21 protein-coding genes are annotated in these 22140 nt (G+C 72.3%); 5 read left to right on the top strand and 16 right to left on the bottom strand.

Annotated features, from left to right (window positions below):
• Window positions 1–5 precede the first annotated feature (5 nt).
• The 7 genes from ACFO6Q_RS01105 to ACFO6Q_RS01075 all read right to left on the bottom strand — a co-directional run bounded on the left by ACFO6Q_RS01105 (window position 6) and on the right by ACFO6Q_RS01075 (window position 7900).
• Entirely contained in the window at window positions 6–1685 is a 1680-nt protein-coding gene (locus ACFO6Q_RS01105) for a SulP family inorganic anion transporter (RefSeq protein WP_380018635.1), read from the bottom strand.
• Window positions 1686–1714: 29 nt separating this feature from the next.
• Entirely contained in the window at window positions 1715–2140 is a 426-nt protein-coding gene (locus ACFO6Q_RS01100) for a hypothetical protein (RefSeq protein ID WP_380018634.1), read from the bottom strand.
• 49 nt (window positions 2141–2189) lie between these two features.
• Window positions 2190–2669 (bottom strand): YiiD C-terminal domain-containing protein, encoded by a 480-nt coding sequence (locus tag ACFO6Q_RS01095; protein WP_380018633.1) that lies wholly within the window; start codon window positions 2667–2669, stop codon window positions 2190–2192.
• Between the two features lie 62 nt (window positions 2670–2731).
• Window positions 2732–4033, bottom strand: coding sequence for an aspartyl/asparaginyl beta-hydroxylase domain-containing protein (locus ACFO6Q_RS01090; RefSeq protein ID WP_380018632.1), 1302 nt, complete (start codon window positions 4031–4033; stop codon window positions 2732–2734).
• 28 nt (window positions 4034–4061) lie between these two features.
• A complete protein-coding gene (locus ACFO6Q_RS01085) occupies window positions 4062–4694 on the bottom strand; it encodes a YbhB/YbcL family Raf kinase inhibitor-like protein (protein ID WP_380018631.1) in 633 nt (210 codons plus the stop codon).
• A gap of 3 nt (window positions 4695–4697) precedes the next feature.
• Window positions 4698–5807, bottom strand: coding sequence for a PQQ-dependent sugar dehydrogenase (locus tag ACFO6Q_RS01080; protein ID WP_380018630.1), 1110 nt, complete (start codon window positions 5805–5807; stop codon window positions 4698–4700).
• An 11-nt stretch (window positions 5808–5818) separates the two neighbouring features.
• The gene (locus ACFO6Q_RS01075; protein WP_380018628.1) at window positions 5819–7900 is read right to left on the bottom strand and encodes a tetratricopeptide repeat protein; all 2082 of its coding nucleotides are present in this window, start codon (window positions 7898–7900) and stop codon (window positions 5819–5821) included.
• 152 nt (window positions 7901–8052) lie between these two features.
• Between ACFO6Q_RS01075 and ACFO6Q_RS01070 the strand changes: the two genes are divergently transcribed.
• Entirely contained in the window at window positions 8053–9543 is a 1491-nt protein-coding gene (locus ACFO6Q_RS01070; RefSeq protein WP_380018627.1) for an AAA family ATPase, read from the top strand.
• A gap of 76 nt (window positions 9544–9619) precedes the next feature.
• On the opposite strand, the gene ACFO6Q_RS01065 is transcribed toward ACFO6Q_RS01070, so the two are convergent.
• The gene (locus ACFO6Q_RS01065; protein ID WP_380018626.1) at window positions 9620–10612 is read right to left on the bottom strand and encodes a YheT family hydrolase; all 993 of its coding nucleotides are present in this window, start codon (window positions 10610–10612) and stop codon (window positions 9620–9622) included.
• A gap of 24 nt (window positions 10613–10636) precedes the next feature.
• Window positions 10637–11440, bottom strand: coding sequence for a lysophospholipid acyltransferase family protein (locus ACFO6Q_RS01060; RefSeq protein WP_380018625.1), 804 nt, complete (start codon window positions 11438–11440; stop codon window positions 10637–10639).
• A gap of 132 nt (window positions 11441–11572) precedes the next feature.
• Here ACFO6Q_RS01060 and ACFO6Q_RS01055 point away from each other — a divergent pair, with 132 nt between their 5' ends.
• Window positions 11573–12025: a hypothetical protein gene (locus ACFO6Q_RS01055; RefSeq protein WP_380018624.1), complete on the top strand. Its 453-nt coding sequence runs from the start codon at window positions 11573–11575 to the stop codon at window positions 12023–12025.
• 34 nt (window positions 12026–12059) lie between these two features.
• Here ACFO6Q_RS01055 and ACFO6Q_RS01050 read toward each other — a convergent pair whose 3' ends face one another.
• The 3 genes from ACFO6Q_RS01050 to ACFO6Q_RS01040 all read right to left on the bottom strand — a co-directional run bounded on the left by ACFO6Q_RS01050 (window position 12060) and on the right by ACFO6Q_RS01040 (window position 15181).
• Window positions 12060–13700 carry a Na+/H+ antiporter gene (locus ACFO6Q_RS01050; RefSeq protein ID WP_380018623.1) on the bottom strand — a complete coding sequence of 547 codons (1641 nt, stop codon included), beginning with the start codon at window positions 13698–13700 and terminating at the stop codon, window positions 12060–12062.
• 83 nt (window positions 13701–13783) lie between these two features.
• Window positions 13784–14737, bottom strand: coding sequence for a serine/threonine protein kinase (locus ACFO6Q_RS01045; RefSeq protein WP_380018622.1), 954 nt, complete (start codon window positions 14735–14737; stop codon window positions 13784–13786).
• 12 nt (window positions 14738–14749) lie between these two features.
• Entirely contained in the window at window positions 14750–15181 is a 432-nt protein-coding gene (locus ACFO6Q_RS01040) for a hotdog fold thioesterase (RefSeq protein WP_380018621.1), read from the bottom strand.
• Window positions 15182–15274: 93 nt separating this feature from the next.
• Between ACFO6Q_RS01040 and ACFO6Q_RS01035 the strand changes: the two genes are divergently transcribed.
• A complete protein-coding gene (locus ACFO6Q_RS01035; protein ID WP_380018620.1) occupies window positions 15275–16324 on the top strand; it encodes a CDP-6-deoxy-delta-3,4-glucoseen reductase in 1050 nt (349 codons plus the stop codon).
• Window positions 16325–16381: 57 nt separating this feature from the next.
• A complete protein-coding gene (locus tag ACFO6Q_RS01030) occupies window positions 16382–16948 on the top strand; it encodes a DUF2845 domain-containing protein (RefSeq protein WP_380018619.1) in 567 nt (188 codons plus the stop codon).
• A gap of 16 nt (window positions 16949–16964) precedes the next feature.
• Here the strand turns inward: ACFO6Q_RS01030 and ACFO6Q_RS01025 are convergent, their stop codons facing one another.
• From ACFO6Q_RS01025 to ACFO6Q_RS01010, 4 genes are read right to left on the bottom strand one after another with little or no spacing between them, the layout of a single operon-like run.
• A complete protein-coding gene (locus ACFO6Q_RS01025; RefSeq protein WP_380018618.1) occupies window positions 16965–17465 on the bottom strand; it encodes a YegJ family protein in 501 nt (166 codons plus the stop codon).
• Between the two features lie 44 nt (window positions 17466–17509).
• Window positions 17510–18760, bottom strand: coding sequence for a heme biosynthesis HemY N-terminal domain-containing protein (locus tag ACFO6Q_RS01020; RefSeq protein ID WP_380018617.1), 1251 nt, complete (start codon window positions 18758–18760; stop codon window positions 17510–17512).
• Window positions 18757–19860: a uroporphyrinogen-III C-methyltransferase gene (locus ACFO6Q_RS01015; RefSeq protein WP_380018616.1), complete on the bottom strand. Its 1104-nt coding sequence runs from the start codon at window positions 19858–19860 to the stop codon at window positions 18757–18759. Before ACFO6Q_RS01015 ends, ACFO6Q_RS01020 begins: the two co-directional genes overlap by 4 nt.
• A 56-nt stretch (window positions 19861–19916) precedes the next feature.
• Window positions 19917–20702 (bottom strand): uroporphyrinogen-III synthase, encoded by a 786-nt coding sequence (locus ACFO6Q_RS01010; RefSeq protein ID WP_380018615.1) that lies wholly within the window; start codon window positions 20700–20702, stop codon window positions 19917–19919.
• 135 nt (window positions 20703–20837) lie between these two features.
• On the opposite strand from ACFO6Q_RS01010, the gene ACFO6Q_RS01005 reads away from it, so the two are divergent.
• Window positions 20838–22070, top strand: a complete 1233-nt coding sequence (locus ACFO6Q_RS01005; RefSeq protein ID WP_380018614.1) for a sterol desaturase family protein — start codon at window positions 20838–20840, stop codon at window positions 22068–22070.
• The last annotated feature ends 70 nt before the right edge of the window (window positions 22071–22140 follow it).

The raw sequence follows: 22140 nt of genomic DNA, 5'->3' as shown, positions 1-22140 counted from the left end.
TGCGCTCAGCGGCCGGCCAGCTCCAGCGCGGCCCTGAAATCCGGCGCGAAGCGCAGGTGCGCGCCGTCCGGCACGACGTGCATCTGCGCCAGCACGCGCCGCGGCTGCTCCTGCAGCCCGGAAAGAATCACCTGCGTGCCCATGCGCCGGCAGCGCTCGATCATCTGCGTCAGCGCGGTCACGCCGGAGGCGTCGATCAGCGGCACCAGGCGCAGGCGCAGGATGAACACCCGCGGCGGCTGCCGGTACTGGTTGAGCACCTCGTCGAGGCGGTTGGCGACCGCGAAGAACAGCGGCCCGGAGATCTGGAACGCCTCCACGCCGGGCGGCAGCTGCGCGCGCTGGTCCGGCGCCGGTTCGCTGCCGTCTTCGTCGTCGAGCAGCGACACGCCCGATTCCATCGCCACGACCTCGCTCATGCGATGCATGAACAGGAACGCGGCGAGCACGAGGCCGACTTCGATCGCGACGGTCAGGTCGAACATGACGGTCAGGGCGAAGGTCAGCAGCAGCACGGCGCGATCGCCGATCGGCCCGCTCATCAGATGGCGGAAGCTTTCGATCTCGGCCATGTTCCAGGCCACGATGACCAGCACGGCGGCCAGCGCGGCCAGCGGCACGTAGCTCATCAGCGGCGCCAGCACCAGCATGAACAGCAGCAGGAACAGCGCATGCGCGATGCCGGCGACCGGCGAGCGGGCCCCGGCGCGCACGTTGGTGGCGGTGCGCGCGAGGGCGCCGGTCGCCGGCAGGCCGCCGAACAGCGCCGAGCCCGCGTTGGCCACGCCCTGCGCGATCAGCTCGCAGTTGGAGCGGTGGCGGCCCCCGATCATGCCGTCGGCGACCACCGCCGACAGCAGCGATTCGACCGCGGCGAGGAAGGCGATCGTGAACGCGCTCGGGAACAGCTCGTGCGTGCGCTCGAACGGGATGTGCGGGATCTCGAACGACGGCAGCGTGGCCGGAATGCCGCCGAAGCGCGTGCCGATGGTTTCCACCGGCAGCTGGAACAGGGCGACGGCGAGCGCGCCGAGGATCACCGCGATCAGGAAACCCGGCGCCGACGGCTTCCAGCGGCGCAGCGCGACGATCGCTGCGATGCACACGGCGGCGAGCGCGGCGGCGGCCGGCGTGAAGCCGGGCAGGTGCTGCAGGTAGGCCGACCAGCGCTCGAGGAACTCCGGCGGCACCTTGTCCAGCGGCAGACCGAGCAGATCCTTGACCTGGCTGGAGAAGATGCTGACCGCGATGCCGGCGGTGAAGCCGGTGATGACCGGCTTGGGAATGTATTTCATCAGCGTGCCGACGCGCAGCAGCCCGGCGGCGATCAGCATCAGCCCGGCCAGCAGCGTGCACAGGATCAGGCCGCCGTAGCCGAACTTGTCGATCACGTTGAAGACGACCGGGATGAAGGCCGCGGTCGGCCCGCCGATCTGCACGCGCGAACCGCCGAGCAGCGAGATCAGGAAGCCGGCGACGATCGCCGTGTGCAGGCCCTTCTCCGGCGTGGTGCCCGACGCGATCGCCAGCGCCATCGACAGCGGCAACGCGACGATCGCAACGGTCAGCCCGGCGACGAGGTCGTGGCGCAGGTCGGCCGGGCCGTAGCCCTGCCGCAGCACGGTGTAGAGCTTGGGCACGAAGATCTGCCAGCTCGCCGCGCGGGCGGGAGTCGCGGCATTCACGTCGGTATCGGTGACGGCATCGCGGCGGTCTATTGCGACTGCGTGATGTCCGGCAGGCCGGTCATCAGCCACCAGCGCTTGCCGGCTTCGTCGTAGCGCCAGGTCTGCCGGTCGATCACGCTGCGCGCAGCCTGCGTGTTGACGTTGACGAGGCCGATCTCGACCACCTGCTGCACTTCGTTCTCGCCGACCGGGATCGCCGGCTGCTCGTTGTAGCCGGTGATCTGCACCTGCCGGAACCGCGCCAGCTCGAGCGGCGTCGGCGGCCGTTCGGCCAGCACCTTCGGATCGATGAAGGCCTGCGCGTTCTCGACGGTGCCCCAGCGCAGCGTCGCTGCGTAGGTGCGCAGCGTGTCGGTCAGCACGGTTTCCTTCGAGCGCATCTTGTCGGTCGCGCAGGCGGCGAGCATCGCGCTCGCGACGGCGATCAGCAGGACTTTCGCGTGACGGTGCATGAGGGGGATCCTCCCGAACCGCGATTGTGCCGCAATCGGGTGGCGGCCGTCAGCGTTTGGCCAGTGCGACAAATCGCGCATCGAGCGTCGCCGCGGGCGAGCCGTCCGCCAGTGGCACGGTGCAGTGCACGCGCAGGCGGCCCTTGCCGCGCGCGGCCAGCGTCGCGAAGAACTCCTCGAACGCCTCGCCCTCGGCGAGCCGCGCGACGGCGGCGAAGTCCTGCCACACCGGCGCGAGGTAGCGGACCGAGCTGTCCTGCACGTAGATGTCGCACGCCAGCGCGCGCGCGTCGACGGCGAGCTTGATCAGGCCCCAGCCCGACAGCGTCATCAGGCTGGCGAGGCTGCCGCCGAACGCGCAGCCCTTGTCGTTGACGTTCGGCGCCAGCGGCGCGGCCAGGGTGAGCGAGGCACCGTCGTAAGCGTCCGCGCGCAGCGCCATTGCGCGGGCGAGCGGAATGTCGGCGAGCAGTTCGTGTTCGAGGGCGGCGGCGTGCACCGCGTGCGCGGCGTGGGCGAGGTCGATCATGGGCGTCCGTGCGGTTCGTGCGGTCGCGCGAGTGTCCGGGAATCGGGCGTGCCGCTCAACGGTCAGACCGCCGCGGCGCGGTTGAAGTCGCCGATGGCGGCGATCAGTGCGGTCAGCGCGTCGCGCTCGATCTCGCTCAGGTACGGGTTCCAGGCGTCCAGCAGCATCACCACGCGTGTTTCGTCGCTGCGGTTCCAGGCCTCGTGCTCGTAGGTGTCGTCGAAGCTGAAGCAACGGCCTTCCTCCCAGTGCCGTCGTTCGCCGCCGACCTCCAGCGCGAGGTCGCCGTCGGGCACCCGCAGCGGCAGATGCGTGACCACGCGCGTGTTGGTGACGCCGTGATGCGGCAGGATGTGCGTGCCCGGCGCGAGCAGCGAGTAGCACACTTCCGGCGCGTGCTCGCGGATGCGGCACAGCGGCGCGGCGTCGAGCGCCGCGGCGGTGCGCGGGCACTGCCGCGCGTGCTCGTCGTGGCGCTCGCCGTGGCGGAAGAAGAAGTAGGCGTCCCAGGTCGGCGTGCCGCGCTCGCTGTGCAGCTGCTCGCGCAGCCGCTGCGGATCGTCGATGCGGCCGAGGAACGGCTCGAAGCCGCGCGACTGCGCCAGCGCGGCCAGCATCTCGGCGCGGATCGCCGGCGCCTGCGCTTCGAGCGCGTCGTACCAGGGGAACAGCTCGCGCTCGAAGTAGCGAGGACTGGGCAGGTCCGGGACGTAGAGGAACGTCGGCCGCTGCTTCGCCGGACCGTACGCGAGCGGTTCGTCGCCGAGGTACATCGCCAGGCCACGTTCGACGCGCGCCAGCGCGGCGCCGCCGTGGCGTTCGCGCAGCGGTGCCAGCAGGGCGGAGAACAGCTCGCGCCGGCCGGTCGCGACGAAGCGCATCGCGTGCCGCACCAGCGGCCGCAGCGGCGGCGGCGTGCTGGCGTCGTCGAACCAGGCGCCGTGGCGCTGCGCGGCGACGATGGCGCCGAAGTACGCCGGCAGCGCGTCGGCGTCGCGGCCGAGCGCCTGCAGCGTCTCGCCCAGGCGCAGGCGTGCGAAGAACGCGTCCGGTTCCCGGTGCACGGCCCGGGTCAGCACCTCGTGGGCCTCGTCCAGCCGCCCGCGTTCGCGATACAGCACGCCGAGGTTGCCGAGCGTGACGGCATCGTCGGCATGCGCGCGCCGCGCGTGCTCGAGCAGGCGCAGCGCCTGCCCGGCGTCACCGCGCGCGTGCGCGCGCAGGGCGAGGAAGTTCAGCGCGTCGGCGTCGTCCGGCGCCTCGTCCAGCAGCTGCGCGAACGCGCGCTCGGCCTCGTCGTGGCGGCCGGCCTCGGCCAGCGCGCGCGCGGCGCGGCTGCGCGCGGCGGGATCGGAATCGTTCATCGCCGCCCCGGCGCCGATGCGGCGAGGCTCAGCGCCGCAGCGCGGGGTTGAGCGTGTAGGTGCCGGTCAGCGCCGCCTCGGCGAGCACGTGGCCGTCGATCGCGGCGCGCACCTCGGCGAGCGCGAACCGCGACGGAAGATCGAGCGCGGCGACGTCGAGCGCGTACAGCACGAAGCGGTAGTGGTGCAGGCGATCGTCGTTCCACGGCGGGCAGGGGCCGTCGTAGCCGAGGTAGTCGCCGGCCATCGACGCGTCGCCGGCGAACCAGCCGGCGTAGTCGTTCACGCCCTGGCGCGAGCCGGGCGGACCGTGCGGATCGCGCTTGCCGTGGGCGACCACGCCCTCGCCGCAGGCGCCCTGCGCCAGTTCGCGCAGATCCGCCGGCACGTCGACGAGGATCCAGTGCGTGAATTCGGTGCGCGGCAGCGACGCTGGCACGCGCCGGCCGGGCTGGTTGACGTCGTCGCCGACCGTCGGCACGTCGACGTCGATGCACAGCAGGGCGAACGAGCGCGTGCCGGCGGGCACGTCCGACCAGGCCAGGTGCGGACTGCGGTTGTCGCCGAACACGCACGGCTCGCCGGCGGCACCGGGCTTGCCGAACGCCAGCGCGGCGGGGATCGGCTGCTGATCGTTGAAATCGTCGCTGCGCAGCTGCATGGCTCACTTTCCCTTGGCGGCGGGCTTGGCCGCGTAACTGACACGGTAGACCGCGCCGGCGTAGTCGTCGGACACCAGCAGCGCGCCGTCGGGCATCACCAGCACGTCGGCCGGGCGTCCCTGCGCGACCTCGTCGCGCTGGAAGCCGTCGACCAGCACGTGCGGCTTGCCGACCTTGGCGCCGTCGGTCTCGACCGCGACGACGCGGTAGCCGGACTTCTTGGAGCGGTTCCACGAGCCGTGCTCGGCGATGATCGCCGCGCCGCGGTATTCGGCCGGGAAGGTCGAGCCGGTGTAGAAGCGCATGCCGATCGCGCCGACGTGCGGGCCGAGCGCGAACATCGGCGGCGTGTAGTCCTTGCACGACTTGCCGGTGCCGAATTCGGGGTCGAGCGTGTCGCCCTGGTGGCAGTACGGGTAACCGAAGTGCTCGCCGCGCCGCGTGATGCGGTTGAGCTCGTCGGACGGCAGCTCGTCGCCGAGCATGTCGCGCCCGTTGTCGGTGAACCACAGCTGCTGCGTGCGCGGCTGCCAGTCGAAACCGACCGTGTTGCGGATGCCGTACGCCTCGTCGCGCCAGTCGCTGCCGTCGGCCTTCATGCTGATCAGCTTGGCGTAGTCGTTGCCCTTGTCGCAGATGTTGCACGGCGCGCCGATCGGTACGTACAGGCGCCCGTCGGGGCCGAATGCGATGAACTTCCAGCCGTGGTGCGTCTCGCCGGGCAGCTTGTCGGTCACCACCTCGGGCTTGGGCGGCGTGTCGAGCTTGTCCTCGATGCCGCGCAGGACCAGCACGCGGTCGACCGCGCCGATGTACAGGTCGCCGTCGCGGAACGCGATGCCCGACGGCATGCGCAGGCCGGTGGCGATCGTGCGCACCTTCTCCGCGCGGCCGTCGCCGTCGGCGTCGACCAGCGCGTAGACCTTGCCCGCGTCGCGCGAGCCGGCGAACACCGTGCCCTTCGCGCCGAGCGCGAGCTGGCGCGCGTTGGGTACTTCGGTGGCGTAGACCTCCAGCTTGAAGCCGGGCGGCAGGGTCAGTGCCTCCGGCGCGAGCGCGGCGGAACACGGAGCGGTGGCGAAGGCGAGTGCGAGCAGGGCGTGACGGCGCATCGGCATGTCCTCTATTCGAGCCGTTGGAAGGCTTCGGCCAGGGTCTTCTCGTAGTGCCGCCAGTGTCCGGCCGGGAAGTGCACCGGCAGCCCGCCCAGGCCCTGCATGGTGAACGCGAAGCGCGGACCGGGGCGCAGCTCTTCGAGTCCGAGGAAGCGCGCCAGTTCGCCGCCGGCGCCGACCGGGTCGGCGAGGATCGCGTCGGCGGAGACCACCAGGCGCTGCGGCTGTTCGAGTTCGGCGCCGTGGTGCAGATGGCGGCGCGCGCGCGCCAGCCAGTCGGCCGCGGCGAGCGCGTCCTCGCACGGAAGCCCGGCGATGAAGCCGATGCCGAGCCAGTTCAGCAGCGCGTCGCGCGGATCGCGCTCGACGATGACCAGGCGCGTGCCCGGCATCGCGCGGCGGACCAGGGCGAGCAGATGCGCGTCCCAGCGCGGCAGCCAGTCGACGATGCGGCGGCCCGGCCCGATGCCGTTCGCGCGCAGCGGCGCGAGATAGCGTTCGCGCAGCGCCGCGCGCTCGGTCTCGTCGAGCTCGCCGCAGTAGTGGCGGAAGCGCGGCAGGCTGAAATCGTCGTCGCGCATCACCGCGCTGCCGCGGTCGCGCAGCACGCCGATGGCCGGCTGCTGGTCGGCGAGCAGTTCGGCGATGCGTTCGATGCCGCTGCCGGGCGTGCCGAGCAGCAGCACCGGTGCGTCCGGCCACGGCTCGCCGGGCGCTTCGGCGAGCGCCTCGGCCAGTTCCGGACGCGGCGGATCGAGCGGCGGAATCATCGACGGCATGCCGCGCTGCGCCTCGGCGAAGCAGCGCACCGCTTCGGCGGTGTCGCCGGCGCGATCGTGCAGGCGGCCGAGGTAGTTCCAGCGCAGGCGCTTCTGGCCTTCGCTCAGGCTCAGCTTGCCGAACGCCTCGAGCGCCTCGCGCGCGCCGGCGTCGTCGCCCTGGTGCAGCAGCGCGCGGATGCGGATCAGGTGCATCTCGGCGTCGTCGGGCTTGGAGCGCAGCACGCCGGCGGCATGCGCGCGCGCGCTGTCGAGCTGGCCGAGGTATTCCTCGACGATCGCCAGCCGGTTGCGTGCGGCGGTGTCGAGCGGGTTGCGCTCGCTCAGGATGCGCAGGTCGAGCGCGGCCTGCGGCCACTGCCCGGTCAGCATCAGCACGTCGGCGCGCAGGGCGCGCATCTCGTCGTCGTCGGGCACGTGCGCGAGATAGCGCCCGTAGGCGTCGACCACTTCGGCGTTGCGGCCGAGTTCGGCCAGGGTCATCGCCAGCGCGCGCGTCGGCATCGCCAGCGTCGGCTCGGTCTCGAGCGCGGCGCGATAGCCGGCCACCGCTTCCTCCAGACGTCCTCCCGCGCGCGCGACGTCGGCCAGGCCGAGCTGCGCGACGCGCTCGTAGCCGGGCAGCTCGCCCAGGCGACGGTAGTGCGGTTCGGCTTCGGCCGCGCGGCCTTCGCGGATCAGGTGTTCGGCCAGCCACGGCCGCACCTGATGCAGGTTCGGGTCCAGCCGCAGCGCGTTCTCGTAGGCGCGCTCGGCGAACGCCGGCGTGCCGCGCAGGCCGAACGCCTGGCCGAGCAGGAACTGGATCAGCGGCGAATTGGGCTCCAGCTCGGCCGCGCGCGTCAGGTAGCGCAGCGCCGACGATGCGTCGCCGCGTGCGTTGGCCAGCGCGCCGATGCCGGCCAGCGCGTGCGGATCCTCGTCCGCGCGCAGCGCGATGCGGAAGTGCCGCTCGGCGTCGTCGTACTCGCCGCGGTTGAGCGCGATCTGGCCGAGGCCGATGTGCGCGCCGGTCAGGTTCGGGTCCAGCGACAGCGCGCGCTCGAAGCCGCGACGGGCCGGATCGACCTCGCCCAGCTGCAGCCGCATCGAAGCCATGCCGAGATCGATGCGCGCGTCGTCCGGGGCGATCTCGTGCGCGCGTTCGAGCAGCGGCACCGCCTCGGCGGTCGCGCCGCGCTGGTGCTTGAGCAGGGCGAGCGCGTGCATCACGTCGGCGTCGTTGGGGTGTTCGTCGAGCCAGCGGCGATAGCCCTGTTCGGCTTCGGCGAAGCGACCCTGGCGATGCAGTTCGAGCGTTTCTTTGAGCATGTGGCGGAGATTCGGAAAAGGAGAGAGGGCGGAGTCGCCGGGCCGGACCGGCGGCGCCGGTCCGGAGGCGTCGGACGACGGCCGAGAGCCGAAATTATGCCCGATGCGGACATGCTAGGCTTGCCCGCCCTCGCGGAGCCGACCGTCCGTTCATGGCCGATCTTCAGGATCTCGTCACGCTGTTGCGCTCGCGCACCCCGTTGTTGCTGATCGATTCCGTGGCCGAGGCGCGCGTCATCGAAAGTTTCCGCCGCGCGATCGCGCAGTCGCTGCGGCCGCTGTTCCGCTGGAGCATCACCGACGGCCTGCGCCGCATCGACCTGGACCTCGACGCCGGCGAAGAACGCGAAACGCCGCCGGATGCGAGCCTGATGCTGCAGTGGCTCAAGCAGCAGGGCGCGCCGGGCGTGTATCTGCTGCTCGACTTCCAGCCGTACCTGCGCTACCCGATGACCCTGCGCCTGCTGCGCGAGATCGTGCAGCGGCACGACTGCACCGAGCACACGCTGGTGCTGGTCGGGACGGGTTACGAATTGCCGCCCGAACTCGCCGCCGCGGCGACGCATTTCCAGTTCGCGCCGCCGGACGCGAAGGCGCTGGCCGACCTCGTGCGCGAGGAAGCCTTCGCCTACTCGCGCGAGAACGGCGGCCGCCGCGTCGTCGTCGACGCCGACGCGGCGCGCGCGGTCGTGCGCAACCTGCAGGGCCTGGGCCTGGACGAGGCACGCCGCGTCGTGCGCAAGCTGATCTACGACGACGGCGCGCTCACCGCCGCCGACCTGCCCGAGCTGGCGCGGGCGAAAGTGGCCCTGCTCGATCGCGACGGCCTGCTGCATTTCGAATACGAGACCGCGCAGTTCGCCGACGTCGCCGGGCTGGCGCGGCTGAAGCGATGGATCGGGCAGCGCCGGCCGGCCTTCCTCGGCGAGAAGCTCGCCGTCCGGCTCGATCCGCCCAAGGGCATCCTGCTGCTCGGCGTGCAGGGCTGCGGCAAGAGCCTGGCCGCGAAGGCGACGGCCGGCGGCTTCGGCGTGCCGCTGCTGCGGCTGGACTTCGGCTCGCTCTACAACAAGTACCACGGCGAGACCGAGCGCAACCTGCGCGAGGCGCTGAAGAACGCCGAACGCCTCGCGCCGTGCGTGCTGTGGATCGACGAGATCGAAAAGGGCCTCGCCGGCGGCGGCGACTCCGACGACGGCGTGTCGCGTCGCGTGATGGGCTACCTGCTGACCTGGATGGCCGAGCGCAAGGCGCCGGTGTTCCTGGTCGCCACCGCCAACGACGTGCAGGCGCTGCCGCCCGAGCTGCTGCGCAAGGGCCGCTTCGACGAGATCTTCTTCGTCGACCTGCCCGATGCGGCGACGCGCGCGGAAATCTTCCGCCTGCACCTGGCGCGGCGCGAGCTGCGTGCGGAGGAGTACGACCTGCCCGGGCTCGCCGCCGCGACCGAAGGCCATTCCGGCGCGGAAATCGAGCAGGTCGTGGTCGCCGCGCTGTACGCGGCCGCCGCCAGCAAGGCGCCGCCGACGCAGGCGCAGCTGCTGGAGGAGGCCCGCACCGCGCGGCCGCTGTCGGTGCTGATGGCCGAGCGCGTGAACGCGCTGCGCGAGTGGGCGCGCGAGCGTACGGTGCCGGCGGACTGAGTTCGCACGCGGACGGCGGCGATCTGCCGCTTCCTGCGCGAGGAAAAACCCGTGCCCGCGCGCGGCGGCCGCCGACTCAGCCGATCCGCGCCAGCAGCCGCTGTGCGATGTAGTCCTCGGCGAAGCTGCGCAGCGCGAAGTCGGCGAGGAAGCCGCAGTGGCCGCCGTGCGGCGCGATGTCGAGTTCGACCTGCGGCGACAGCTGCAGCGCGCGGAAGTCGGCGACCGGGATCACCGGGTCGTCGGCGGCGGTCAGGATGCCGGTCGGCACCTGCATCGCGGCGAGCGCGTTGCCGGCGATCGAGTAGCCGTCGAGGTAGTTCTCCAGCGAACCGAACCCGGTGTGGCGCAGCACCATCGCGCGCGTCAGCTCGCGCAGGTTGCCGCCCAGCTCGCCCGGTGTGAACAGGGCGGTGTCCGGAAACAGGCGCTGCTTGCGGCGCAGCGACTCGCGCCACTTGCGCAGGAAATAGCGCTCGTAGAAGCGCGGGCCGCCTTCAATGGCGTACAGGCCGGCGCGCGGGCTGACCACCGGGCACACGGCGACGGCGTGACCGAGCGTGATGCCGGCCGCCGGCGCGCGCAGCGCGACGCGCAGCGCGAAGTTGCCGCCGAGCGAGTAACCGGCGATCGCCAGCTGGCGCGGACGGAAGCGCCGCGAGACTTCGCCGACCGCGCCGACCACTTCCTCGATGCGGCAGGAGTGGAACAGCTCGCGGTTGAGATGATGCGTGTCGCCGTGGTCGCGGAAGTTCAGGCGGAACACGTCGAAACCTTCGGCGAGCAGGCGCTCGCCGGTGCGCAGCATGTAGGTCGAGCGCGCGCTGCCTTCCCAGCCGTGCAGCAGAACGACCAGTCCGCGCGCCTGCGTCGAGACCGTCTGCGCGGTATGGAAGCCCTGCAGGCGCACGCCGCCGCCGCAGTCGAGCAGGTGCTCGTTCGCGCCGCGTTCCAGCGCGCCGCCGCGGCGGGCGAGCCAGCGGCGCGGTCCGGTCGAGGCGAGGATCGACTGCAGGTGCGGATTGCGCAGCGCGCGTGGCGGCGCGAATTCGGCGACGGCGCGGTTCATGGCGTTCGTGCGGCCGCGTCGCCTTCAGTCGCCGTAGCCGAGCGTGCGCACGATGCGCGCGCGGCTTTCCTCGGCCATGCGCCGCCGCGCGTCGGGCGTGGGCTCGACCGGCTCGAGGTAGTGGATCTCGGCGTCGAGCCGCGGTCCGCCGAGGATGCGCAGGAAGTTGGCGAAGAAGCTTTCCTTCACGCCGAACGGTACGCCCGGGTCCTGACGGCCGTCGCGGCCGTAGCGCAGCGCCACCGGCTGCACCGGCACGCCGGCGTCGAGCGCGGTCTGGAAGATGCGCGCGTGGAACGTGCCGACGCGGTCGCCGTGGCCGCTGCCGCCTTCGGGGAACACGCCGACCGGGTTGCCGGCGCGCAGGCGCTCGACCACCGTCGCCATCACGCTGGCCAGCGAGTCGGTGTTGCCGCGGCGATGGAAGATCGTGCCGGCGCGCGCGGCCAGCCAGCCGACGAACGGCCAGCGCGCGATCTCGCTCTTGGCCACGAAATTGACCGGCCGCTGGCTGTGCATCAGCTCGATGTCGAGCCAGGAGACGTGGTTGGCCACGTACAGCACCGCGCCCGGCAGCGGCTCGCCGAAGCGGCGGATGCGCAAGCCGAAGATGCGCACCAGCCGGCCCGACCACCAGCGGATCATCGCCTTCTCGAACGTGCCGCTGCCCACGCGCAGGCGCGCCGCCAGCGGATTGAGCGCGAGCAGGGCCAGCGGCACGGCGATCAGTCCGTGCAGCGCCAGCAGCGGCACGCGCACGGCGTAGCGCCAGGGGCGCAGGCGATCGCGCGAAAGGGGGAGGATGGACGTGTCGGCGGTACGGCTCATGAGCGCAATGGTAGCGGATGTCTGGTGCGCCGCCGCATCGCGGCCGCCCCGGCGGCGGATGTCCCGACCGCCGGCGGGCCTGCGTACTCCTGTGCATCCGCGCACCTCGCGCGGCATGCCAGGGAGAAACGCATGCGCACGTCACTGCTTGTCGTCGGCCTGCTGCTGGCCGGTGCGTCCGCGGTCCAGGCCCAGACGATCTGGGACCCGATCGAGATCGCGACGGGTTCCTACTCCGACGGCCGCGATGCGTGTCCGTACGTCGGAAGCTGGCTTTACTTCCCGGAACTGGGCCTGGTTTCGGACGGCGTCGGCGTCGTCTACCGCATCGTCATGCCCGGCTCCGGACCCCTGCTGCCGTGGACGATCCAGGCGCTGCCGCAGGGCTGGGATGCGATGCTGGCCGTGTGCCAGCGCACCGACCTGACCCAATGCGTCGATTTCTCCGACTTCGCCGCCAACGGAGCGGGCGAGGGCGTGACGATTCCCGCCGTGGCCGGAACCTACTACGTCGTCGTTGGCACCGGCTTCGCGGCGATACCGGGCAACTGCGGCAACTACGTCCTGACCGCCGCGCATCCATGACCGGCCGGCAACGGCCGGCGACGTCGGGCGCGCGCTACGGCGAGTAGCGCGCCTCGAGCAGGTCGATCTCGCGCACGAGCCGGCGCGCGATGTCGTCGGAGACGCGGTTGTAGCGCGCCAGGGAGAAGATCTCCTGGCGCGCCGCGCGCAGGCCGGCCAGGCGCAGCGCGCGTTCGGCGGCGTCGGCCTTGCGCAGCTGCTCGGCGTCGACCTCGTTGGCGCCGTCGGCGTCGAGCTGGCGCTGGTACAGGGTCATCACGCGCATCGCGGCGGCGGCGTAGATGTCGGCATCGGCCGCGTTCTTGTCCGACAGGTCCTGCTGGGCGCGCTTGATCGCCGACAGCGCCGCCTTGGTCGAGCGCTGGCGCGCCAGGTCTTCCTCGCGCTGGTGCTGCGATTCGGCGGGGAGTTGCAGCCCGGCCAGCAGCGGCGGCAGGCCGAAGCTGGCGACGAGCAGGGAGAACACGATCACCGTGGTCGCCAGGAAGATCGCAAGGTCCCGTGCCGGGAACGCGCTGCCGTCCGGCAGCAGCAGCGGCAGGGTCAGCACGCCGGCGAGCGTGATCGCGCCGCGCACGCCGGTGAGCGAGGTGGCCAGGATCAGCCGCCACGGCGGCGCGGCGGCCGGCTGGCCGCGCCGGTGCGCGATCAGCAGGTTCACGCGCAGCGAGGCCAGCACCCAGAGCAGGCGCAGCAGCGCCAGGCCGACGTTGATCGCCAGCGCGTAGACCAGCAGCCACCACGGGTCGTGCTGCCCGCTCTGTTCCAGCGCGACGATCGCGCGCGCCAGGATGCCGGGCAACTGCTCGCCGAGCAGCACGAAGGCGATGCCGTTCAGCGCGAACTGCACCGAGTCCCACACCGCCGTGCGCTGCACCCGCGTGGCCGCCGGCGCGGTGCCGGACAGCTCGACGTAGCTCATCGTGATGCCGGCCGCGACCGAGGCGAGGATGCCCGAGGCGCCCAGGTGCTCGGCGGCGAGATAGGCGCCGAACGGCGTGAGCAGGCTGACCAGGATCGGCAGGCCCGCGTCCTGGCCGAAGCGGCGCGTGATCAGCACGTGCCCGTGCGTGATGCCGAGCGTGACCAGCACGCCGACGCCGACGCCGCCGAGCGCGAGCCAGAGGAAGGCCAGCGAAGCGGACGCGAGCGAGAACTGGCCGGTCATCGCGGCCACCACCGCGAAGCGGAAGCAGACCAGGCCGGAGGCGTCGTTGAGCAGGGACTCGCCTTCGAGGATGTGCATCAGCCGGCGCGGCACCGGCACGCGCGCGGCGATCGAGGACAGCGCCACCGGATCGGTCGGCGAGACGATCGCGGCCAGCGCGAACGCCACCGCCAGCGGCATCGCCGGGATCAGCCAGTGCAGCAGGAAGCCGATGCCGAGCACGGTGAACACGACCAGGCCGAGCGCCAGCTGCAGGACCGTGCGCGCGTCCTGGAACAGGCCTTCCTTGGGAATGCGCCAGCCGTCGAGGAACAGCAGCGGCGGCAGGAACAGCAGGAAGAAGAAGTCCGGGTCGAGCGTGACGCCGCGGTTGAAGAACGCCGCCACGCAGGCGCCGAGCCCGATCTGCACCAGCGGCAGCGGCAGCGCGAACGGCAGCATGCGCACCAGGTAGCCGCTCGCCAGCACGAGCAGCAGCATGGTCAGGACGATCTCGATCGACTGCATGGAAAACGCGGCGCGAGCGGACGCCCGACCTTAGCGCGCGCGACAGCGGCGGGCAAACCGCGCGGCCCGGGAAGGCCGTGCCGTCATTCGTCCTGCAACCGCGACAGCGCCTCGCCCAGATCGTTGAGGTGCTGCTCCCACCAGCGCGCCTCGCCCACGTGCGCGAACGCGCGCGGAAACGCCGGGTCGTGCCAGCGCGCCGCGACCCAGCCGGCCCAGTGCACCTGGCGCATCACGCGCAGCGGCTCGATCAGGTCGAGTTCGCGCGCGTCGAAGTCGCGGAATTCGGCGTAGCCCTCGAGCAGGGCGTCGAGCGCGCGCGCCGACGGCGCCAGCATCCACAGGTCCTGCACCGCTGGGCCGCTGCGCGCGTCGTCGAGATCGACGAAGTGCGGGCCGGCATCCGTCCACAGCACGTTGCCGGCGTGGCAGTCGCCGTGCAGGCGAAGACGGGCGGGAGCGATCGCGTCGAACCGTGCGTCGATCTGCGTCGCGATCGCGTCGGTGCGCGCGCGGTAGACCTCGTCGAGGCGTTCGGGCAGCAGGCCGGAGGCGAGTACGGCGCGCGCGGCTTCGCGCACGAAGGTGTCGGTGTCGATCGCGCCGCGCTCGCGGAATCGCGCGCGCGCGCCGACGCCGTGCAGGCGCGCCAGCAGACGGCCCATCCAGGCCAGGTGTTCGGCCGATTCCAGCTCCGGCGCGCGGCCGCCGCGGCGCGGGTACAGCGCGTAGCGGAAGCCGGCATGGCGCAGCAGCGTCGCGCCGCCGACGCGCAGCGGCGCGACCATCGGCAGCTCGGCGTCGGCCAGTTCGAGCGCGAAGGCGTGCTCCTCGGCGATCGCCGCGTCGCTCCAGCGGCCGGGCCGGTAGAACTTGGCCACCAGCGGCGCGCCGTCCTCGACGCCGACCTGGTAGACGCGGTTCTCGTAGCTGGCCAGCGCCAGCAGGCGGCCGTCGCTGACGTAGCCGGCGGCGTCGATCGCGTCGAGCACCGTGTCCGGCGACAGGCCGGCGTACGGCGTATCGGAGTCGGCCATCGCCCGGCTCGCCTAGGCCGGCTTCGGGATCACGGCCAGGGTCAGCCGCGAGATGCACACCAGCCGGCCGGACTCGTCCTCGATGCGGATCTCCCACACCTGCGTCGCGCGACCGACGTGCACCGCCCGCGCGGTGCCGGTGACGGTGCCTTCGGTCTTGGCGCGCAGGTGGTTGGCGTTGATGTCCAGGCCGACGACGACCTCGTTGCGCGCCGGGTCGAGCACGAGCATGCCGGCGAGGCTGCCGAGCGTTTCGGCCAGCGCGACCGAGGCGCCGCCGTGCAGCAGGCCGTACGGCTGGCGCGTGCGCGCGTCGACCGGCATCGAGCCGCGCAGGAAGTCTTCGCCGACCTCGACGATGCGGATGCCCAGGTGCTCGACCATGCAGCCCTGGCCGATCGCGTCGAGCCGTTCGCGGTCGACCGCCTGTTTCCAGATACCCATGCGCGCCTCCGATGCGGGGCCGGCACTATAGCAAGCGTCGTCGCGCCGGCCGCACGGTTCCCGCCTGTGCGGCGCATCGGCGACAATCGCGCCATGTCGTTCACCGTCACCTTGCAGGCCAGCGGCAAGCGCTTCCGCGTCGCCGCCGGCGAAACCGTGCTGGAAGCCGCGCGCCGTGCCCATCTCGCCCTGCCGTACTCGTGCCTGGCCGGCGTGTGCGGCAGCTGCAAGGCGACCCTGATTGAAGGCGAGTGCATCTATCCGCGCAATCCGCCCAGCGCGCTGAACGCGGTCGAGCGGCTGCGCCACCAGGTGCTGCTGTGCCAGGCGGTGCCGGTCACCGATCTTCTCGTCGCCGCGCGCGAGGTCGCTTCGGTCGCCGACGTCCCGCTGCGCCGGCTGACGCTGAAGCTGGTCGACAAGGCCCTGCTCGGCAGCGACGTCGTGCGGCTGATCCTGCTCGCCGCGCGCGGCGAGCGCCTGCGCCGGCTGCCGGGCCAGTACCTGGACGTGCTGCTGGAGGACGGCAAGCGGCGCGCGTTCTCGATCGCCAACGCACCGCACGAGAGCGACGCGATCGAGCTGCACGTGCGCCACGTCGCCGGCGGCGGCTTCACCTCGCATGTGTTCGACGAAATGAAGCCCGGCGCGCTGCTGAAGATCGAAGGTCCGCTCGGCACCCTCGTGCCGCGCGAGGACAGCGAGCGGCCGCTGCTGTTCGTCGCCGGCGGCACCGGCTTCGCGCCGGTGAAGGCGCTGATCGAGCATTTCCTGCACCTGGGCACGCGCCGTCCGATCGGCTTCTACTGGGGCGTGCGCTCGGCCGAGGACCTGTACCTGCGCGGCCTGCCCGAGCGCTGGGCGCGCGACGTTCCCGGCTTCCGCTACGTCCCGGTACTGTCCGACGCAGCGGCCGGCGACGATCGGCAGGGCCTCGTGCACGAGGCGGTGCTCGAGGACCAGCCCGATCTCGGCGGCTTCGACCTGTACATGAGCGGGCCGCCGACGATGATCGACGCCGGGCGCCGTGCCTTCGTGCAGGCGGGCCTGCCGGAGGAGCGGCTGTATTACGATTCGTTCGACTACGCGCCGGACGTGATCGCCAAGATCCTCGGCGGTCGCGCCGGTCTGCACGGCTGGTAGAACTTGCTTCCTCGTCCCTTGTCCATCGCCACGCGCCGCCGCCCCGGAATGTCCGCCATGAACCCTCGCGCCCTGCTGGTCCTGTTCCTGCTGTTCGCCGCGCCGAGCGCGTTCGCGATGCGCTGCGGCAACCGCGTCGTCAGCGAAGGCCTGCAGGACTTCCAGGTGCAGGAGCGCTGCGGCGCGCCGTTCTGGACCGACCGCTACACCAGCGTCGACGTGATCGGCGCCTATGGCCCGGTCGAGCGCCAGCGCACGGTGCAGTACGACGTGTGGTACTACAACTTCGGCCCGCGCCAGTTCATGCGCCAGTTCCTGTTCCGCGACGGCGAGCTGATCCGCGAGGAGACGCTCGGCTATGGCGTCGACGAGATCGGCAGCGACTGCAACCCGATGCGCGACTACGGCGGCATGACCGCCGGCGAGCTGTACGCGCGCTGCGGCGAGCCGGCCTCGCGGCGCGTCCAGGAAGACACGATCGTGCGCCGTCCGCTGCCCGGCGTGGAACGCTGGCGCGACCAGCGCCGCGAGGAGTGGGTCTACGACTTCGGCGACGCGCGCTTCCTGCGCGTGGTGAACCTGCTCAACGGCCGCGTCGGCGGCAGCGGCACGATCGAGCGCTGAGCGCCCGCCGGCGGCTTCAGCAGTCGAAGCCGTGGTTCTTGCGGTAGTACTCGGCCTGTTCCTTCGGCATCTGCTTGAACAAGACGCAGACGGTGTAGCTGCCGACCTGGCGGCCGTTCTTGGTGTAGCCCCAGTCGGAGACGTCGGCGCGCGAGAACTCGATCTCCTCGCCGGCCTCGACGTTGGAGACGATCTGCGGCTCGTTCGCCAGCGTGCCCTTGAAGCCCTTGCCGGCGACGCGGAACGGCGTCACCCAGAAATGCTCGGTGTCCTCGCCGTCGCGCACGGCCACCTTGAGCTTGAAGTCCGACGTGCCGGCCGGCGGGTTCGCGGCGACGACGAGGAATTCGTCGAGCTTGGCGCGCGCCTGCGCGATCGCGGCCGTCATGTCGGCGTCGCCGCGCTCGACCAGCACCACTTCGTTCTCGTCGCGCGCCTCGTCGCGGTCCGCCGCGCGGCCGGACGCCGGCAGGGCCAGCATCGCGGCGAGCGCCAGCGCGCACAGACTCCGTCGCATCTTCATCTCCATCTCCACCTCCGTTCTCCCGTCGAACGCTACGGCTACTTCGCCGCCGGCAACCGCGGCACGCCGTGTTCGCTGCGTTCCTCGAACGCGATCGGCCGCGTGTCGAGCGGCAGGCGCGGTCCCACCGGCTCGCTCGCCTCGCCACGCGCCACGCGCAGCGCGTTCGCGTAGCACACGCTCGCGGCGGCCGCGTCGCCCTGGCCGCGGCGGTAGTCGCCGAGGACCTCCCAGGCGGCCGGCGTCGGCGCCAGGCCGAGCGCGCGTTCGAGCGCTTCCTCGGCCTTGGCCCACTGCGACTGCGCGGCGTACAGGCGGCCGATCGTCGTCAGCAGGGCCGGGCTGTTCGGTGCGAGCGCGAGCCAGCCCTCGGCCTTGCGCGCACGCGCAGCCAGCTCGTCGCCGCCGAGTTCGGCGTAGGCGGCGGCGAGATCCTCGTTCCATTCGCGGCGCAGGGCCGATTCGATCTCGTCCATCGCGGCCAGCGTCTGGCCGAGCGCGGCGGAGCGCCGCGCGAACGCGGCCACCAGCTCCGGGCGCCGCCGCTGCGCGCGCGTCGCCGCGGTCCACAGCGCGTTCAGGCGCGCCGTGTCCGGCGTGGCGCCGTGCGCGGCGTCGAGCACGCGCGTCTCCAGCGCGGCCTGCGCCTCTGGCGTCAGCGACTGGCTGCGGGCGAACGCCGGCAGGGCGTCCAGGGCGGTCTGCGTGTCGCCGCCGGCGAGCGCGGCGTCGATCAGCGTGCGGCGGCCGCGCAGCGAAAGCCCGTCCGCCGCCTTCGATTTGAGCAGGGACAGCGCCTCGGCGGGACGGCCGCGTTCGAGCAGGAAGCGTGCGCGCAGCGCGTCGGCCGCGCGCGTGCCGGAGGCGTCGACGTCGGACAGCGCGCGCTCGGCGCGCTCGTCCTCGCCACGTTCGTGTGCGGCGCGCGCCAGCACGAGCAGGGCCGGCGTGCGGAACGGCGCCTGGCCGCTGACCTTGCCCAGCTCGCGCTCGGCCTGCGCGTAGTCGCCGTCGGCGTAGGCGGTGAGGCCGCCGGCGAGGCGCTCGCGGCCGCGCCGCTGCACCGCACGGCCCCAGGCGCGGAACGGGAAACGCAGCAGCCACCACAGCACCGATATCACGGCCCACAGCAGGAGCAGCATGGCGATCGCGGCGACCACGCTGGTCTCGAGGGTGGTGCCGCGCACGCGCACCTGTACGTAGCCGGGGTCGGCCGCGAGCCAGTGCCAGGCGAATGCGGCGGCGGCCGCGACGAGCAGCAGGAGGGTGATCGTGCGCCAGGCTCTCATGTACCGGCCTCGTTGTTCGACGGCGCGGCGGGCGCGGCCGGTGGGTGCGACAGGGCACGCGTCGCGCGCAGGTTGCGCAGCTCCTTCAGTGCGGTGCCCAGCTCGGGCAGCGCCGGCGCCAGCGGCTGCGCGGCGAGCCGGTTCAGCTCGGCCAGCGCCTCCTGCACCGGCGCGGCCTTCGCCTCGAAGCCGGAGCTCAGCCCGTCGCGCGTGCGCGCCAGCGCGGCGGCGTAGCCGTCGGCGTCGCCGGCCAGCAGGGCGGCCTCGGCCACGCGCAGGTCGAGCGCGGTCAACGAGCGCACGAGTTCGACGTCGCGCGGCGCGACCGTCGCGTCGTCGCGATGGCTCACGCGCACGAACTGCGAAAGAAAACTCTGCCAGCGCGACGGCGGCGCGGCGGCTTCTTCCGGGGCGGTCTGCCTGGCCAGTTCCGGCAGTTGCGTGCGCAGGCGCTCCAGCGCCGCCAGCGTGGCCTGCGTCTCGGCCGGCTTGCTCGCTTCCAGCGCCTGGCGCTCGGCGCCGATCGTCTGCCGCACCGAGGCGAACACCGGGTCCTCCGCCGCGGCCAGCGCCGAATCGGCCAGCCGGTACGCGGCGATCGCCGAGTGCGCGTCGCGGAACAGCGACAGCCGCTCCTGCGCCAGCTGCAGCAGGAATTCGGCTTCGTTCATGGCCAGCGCGTCGCGGCCGCTCAGGCGCTGTTCGGCCAGGTTGGCGACCGCGTCTTCGAGATGGCGCGAACGTTCGCCCAGGCCGAGCAGTTCCTCGCGCACGCTCTTGTTGACGCCGTCGGCATCGTTGAGGCGCGCGCGCAGCGCGTCGAGATCGCGCTTGCGCTGCTCGGCGCCGCGGGCGAGGTCGTCCACGCGCGCCTGCAGGTCGTCGCGCAGCGAGGCCTGCGCGTCGGCCTGTCCCTGTTTGAGCGTATAGGCGAACCACAACGAGGCGCCGGCGGCGGCCAGCGCGACGAGCGCGATCGAAGTGGCCAGGCCGCCGCCGCGACGCGCCGGCGGCGGATCCTGCGGAGGGCGGGATTCCGGCTCGCGCCGGACGGGCTCGACGGCGGGCGCGGGCAGCGCGGTTTCGGTGTCGTCGCTCATGCCGGCATGCTAGCGGAACTGGCTGGTGGAGGCAGCCCCGGAAGCGTGCGGCGATGTCACAAGCGGTGTCGCGCGAGCGCCTTCTGCGCTGCGGCCAGCAGGTCGGCCGGCAGGGCCGAGGCGGCGACGTGGACGTCCTCGAACGCGTTCGCGCGCGCCAGTGCGGCCAGGCGTTCGCTGCTGACCACCAGCATCTGGCGGCGCAGGCGCGCCAGCGTGTCGCGGGGCAGCTGCGCGACCAGGTTCGACAGCGCCTCGCCGCTGGACAGCAGCGTGATCAGCGGCGCGCTCGCCTGCGCGAGCGCCTGCAACTGCCGCGCGCTCCAGCGCGGCGGCATGCGTTCGTAGACGTGCACCGCCTCGACCTCGGCGCCGCGCGCGCGCAGGGTCGCCGCGATCAGCTCGCGTCCGCCCGGTGCGCCGACCAGCGCGACGCGCCGTCCGCGCACCTCGGCCAGGTCGGGCAGGGCGAGCAGGCCTTCGCTGTCGGCGCGTTCGCTCGGCGCCACGGCGGCGATGCCGTGGCGAGCCAGCGCGCGGCGGGTGCCGGCGCCGACGCTGCAGACCCACGCGCCGCTCGCGATGCGCAGCGAAGGCTCGGCGCGGAACGCGAAACGCACCGCGGCCGGACTGACGAAGATCCAGCCATCGTAGCGTCCGGCCGCGCGCAGCGGCGCCAGGCCGGCGTCCGAGGCGCGCAGCGACAGGCCGGGCAGCGCCAGCGGCGTGCCGTGCCGTGCGCGGATCGGCCGCACGAGCGAGGCCGCGCTCGCCGCCGGCCGCGTGACGACGAGCGTGGCGCCGGCCAGGGACGCAAGTGGCGGGGCTTTGGGCGGGGTCATCGCGGCGCGGTGCAGAGAGGGCAGCGCATTTGACCACCCGGCGGAGCGAGCGGCGAGCCCCGCCGTCGCGGGGCGTGTATCGGCGGCGGCACAATCCCTAGAATCGGCGCCGAATCGTCCGCGAGGAAGCCGGGAATGTCCAAGCCATCGACCAGTCGCACGCCTTACACGCTCGGCGACGCGCTGCGGGCGAACGTAGAGGTGGTGCGCGCCACCGCCAGCGACACCGAGCGCCTCCTGCACGGCAGCGGCGAGCTGAAGTTCGGCCAGGGGATGATCGCCACGATCGTCGCGCTGGCCCTGGGCTTTCTCTGCCTGCTCGGCGTGATCGCGTTCCATTTTCCCGAATATCTGACCACGCCCGAACTGCGCCGCCAGTATTCGGTCGACCTGCTGCGTCACGCGATGTTCGTCGCCCTGCTGATCGCCGGCGGCCTGTCGCTGGCCAATCTGGTGCTCGGCGTGCGCCGCAACCTCAACCTGGTGGCGTTCGCGCTGGTGATCCTCGCCGTCGCGCTCGGCGGCTCACGCGTGCAGGTCGGCGACTTCCCGGACCACACGCCCTACATCGGCCTGGACTGGTTCATCCTCGACCTGCTCGGCTCGACCCTGATCTTCGTCGTCATCGAGAAGCTGTTCCCGCTGTACCGGAACCAGACGGTGTTCCGCCGCGAGTGGCAGACCGACCTCAAGCACTTCGCGGTCAACCACTTCCTCGTCGGCGTGATCCTGCTGACGGTGAATTTCGTCATCCACCACGGCTTTGCCTGGCTGGTCAGCCACGACTTCCAGCTTGCCGTGCAGCGCATCTGGTTCGTGCCGCAGCTGCTGCTGTGCATCCTGGTCGCCGATCTCGCGCAGTACTGGACGCACCGCGCCTACCACGAGATCCCGTTCCTGTGGCGCTTCCACGCCGTGCATCACAGCGCCAAGACGATGGACTGGCTGGCCGGTTCGCGCCAGCACGTGCTGGAGATCGTGTTCACGCGCGTGTGCGTGCTGGCGCCGCTGTTCGTGCTCGGCTTCAGCGAGGCCGTCATCAACGCCTACATCCTCATCGTCGGCTTCCAGGCGGTGCTCAACCACGCCAACGTGCACCTGCCGTGGGGGGCGCTGAAGTACCTGATCGTGACGCCGGACTTCCACCACTGGCACCACGCCTCCGACGACGAGGCGATCGACCGCAACTACGCCGCGCACTACGCCTTCCTCGACCATCTGTTCGGCACCGCGGTGAAGGTGCCCGAGCACAAGCCGCTGCCGGAAAAGTACGGCGTGGTCGGCGACTACATGCCGGACGGCTGGGTCGCGCAGCAGACGTTCCCGTTCCGCGCCAAGCCGGCGGCCGATTCCGCCGCCGCGCCCTGAGCCGGCCGGGGGAAAGCCGCCCGCCTGCTACAATTCCGCTCTTGCCCCAAGCCCCCTCACCGGTAGCCGC

The organism is Dokdonella ginsengisoli (assembly GCF_042652785.1).
In the GTDB taxonomy this organism is placed as follows: domain Bacteria; phylum Pseudomonadota; class Gammaproteobacteria; order Xanthomonadales; family Rhodanobacteraceae; genus Dokdonella_A; species Dokdonella_A ginsengisoli.
This window is presented reverse-complemented; position numbering and strand designations above follow the sequence as displayed.

Coding starts and splice junctions, on each gene's coding strand:
- ACFO6Q_RS01100 (WP_380018634.1), bottom strand. CDS start 2,140: ATGCACCGTCACGCGAAAGTCCTGCTGATCGCCGTCGCGAGCGCGATG.
- ACFO6Q_RS01095 (WP_380018633.1), bottom strand. CDS start 2,669: ATGATCGACCTCGCCCACGCCGCGCACGCGGTGCACGCCGCCGCCCTC.
- ACFO6Q_RS01090 (WP_380018632.1), bottom strand. CDS start 4,033: ATGAACGATTCCGATCCCGCCGCGCGCAGCCGCGCCGCGCGCGCGCTG.
- ACFO6Q_RS01085 (WP_380018631.1), bottom strand. CDS start 4,694: ATGCAGCTGCGCAGCGACGATTTCAACGATCAGCAGCCGATCCCCGCC.
- ACFO6Q_RS01080 (WP_380018630.1), bottom strand. CDS start 5,807: ATGCGCCGTCACGCCCTGCTCGCACTCGCCTTCGCCACCGCTCCGTGT.
- ACFO6Q_RS01075 (WP_380018628.1), bottom strand. CDS start 7,900: ATGCTCAAAGAAACGCTCGAACTGCATCGCCAGGGTCGCTTCGCCGAA.
- ACFO6Q_RS01070 (WP_380018627.1), top strand. CDS start 8,053: ATGGCCGATCTTCAGGATCTCGTCACGCTGTTGCGCTCGCGCACCCCG.
- ACFO6Q_RS01065 (WP_380018626.1), bottom strand. CDS start 10,612: ATGAACCGCGCCGTCGCCGAATTCGCGCCGCCACGCGCGCTGCGCAAT.
- ACFO6Q_RS01060 (WP_380018625.1), bottom strand. CDS start 11,440: ATGAGCCGTACCGCCGACACGTCCATCCTCCCCCTTTCGCGCGATCGC.
- ACFO6Q_RS01055 (WP_380018624.1), top strand. CDS start 11,573: ATGCGCACGTCACTGCTTGTCGTCGGCCTGCTGCTGGCCGGTGCGTCC.
- ACFO6Q_RS01050 (WP_380018623.1), bottom strand. CDS start 13,700: ATGCAGTCGATCGAGATCGTCCTGACCATGCTGCTGCTCGTGCTGGCG.
- ACFO6Q_RS01045 (WP_380018622.1), bottom strand. CDS start 14,737: ATGGCCGACTCCGATACGCCGTACGCCGGCCTGTCGCCGGACACGGTG.
- ACFO6Q_RS01040 (WP_380018621.1), bottom strand. CDS start 15,181: ATGGGTATCTGGAAACAGGCGGTCGACCGCGAACGGCTCGACGCGATC.
- ACFO6Q_RS01035 (WP_380018620.1), top strand. CDS start 15,275: ATGTCGTTCACCGTCACCTTGCAGGCCAGCGGCAAGCGCTTCCGCGTC.
- ACFO6Q_RS01030 (WP_380018619.1), top strand. CDS start 16,382: ATGAACCCTCGCGCCCTGCTGGTCCTGTTCCTGCTGTTCGCCGCGCCG.
- ACFO6Q_RS01025 (WP_380018618.1), bottom strand. CDS start 17,465: ATGCGACGGAGTCTGTGCGCGCTGGCGCTCGCCGCGATGCTGGCCCTG.
- ACFO6Q_RS01020 (WP_380018617.1), bottom strand. CDS start 18,760: ATGAGAGCCTGGCGCACGATCACCCTCCTGCTGCTCGTCGCGGCCGCC.
- ACFO6Q_RS01015 (WP_380018616.1), bottom strand. CDS start 19,860: ATGAGCGACGACACCGAAACCGCGCTGCCCGCGCCCGCCGTCGAGCCC.
- ACFO6Q_RS01010 (WP_380018615.1), bottom strand. CDS start 20,702: ATGACCCCGCCCAAAGCCCCGCCACTTGCGTCCCTGGCCGGCGCCACG.
- ACFO6Q_RS01005 (WP_380018614.1), top strand. CDS start 20,838: ATGTCCAAGCCATCGACCAGTCGCACGCCTTACACGCTCGGCGACGCG.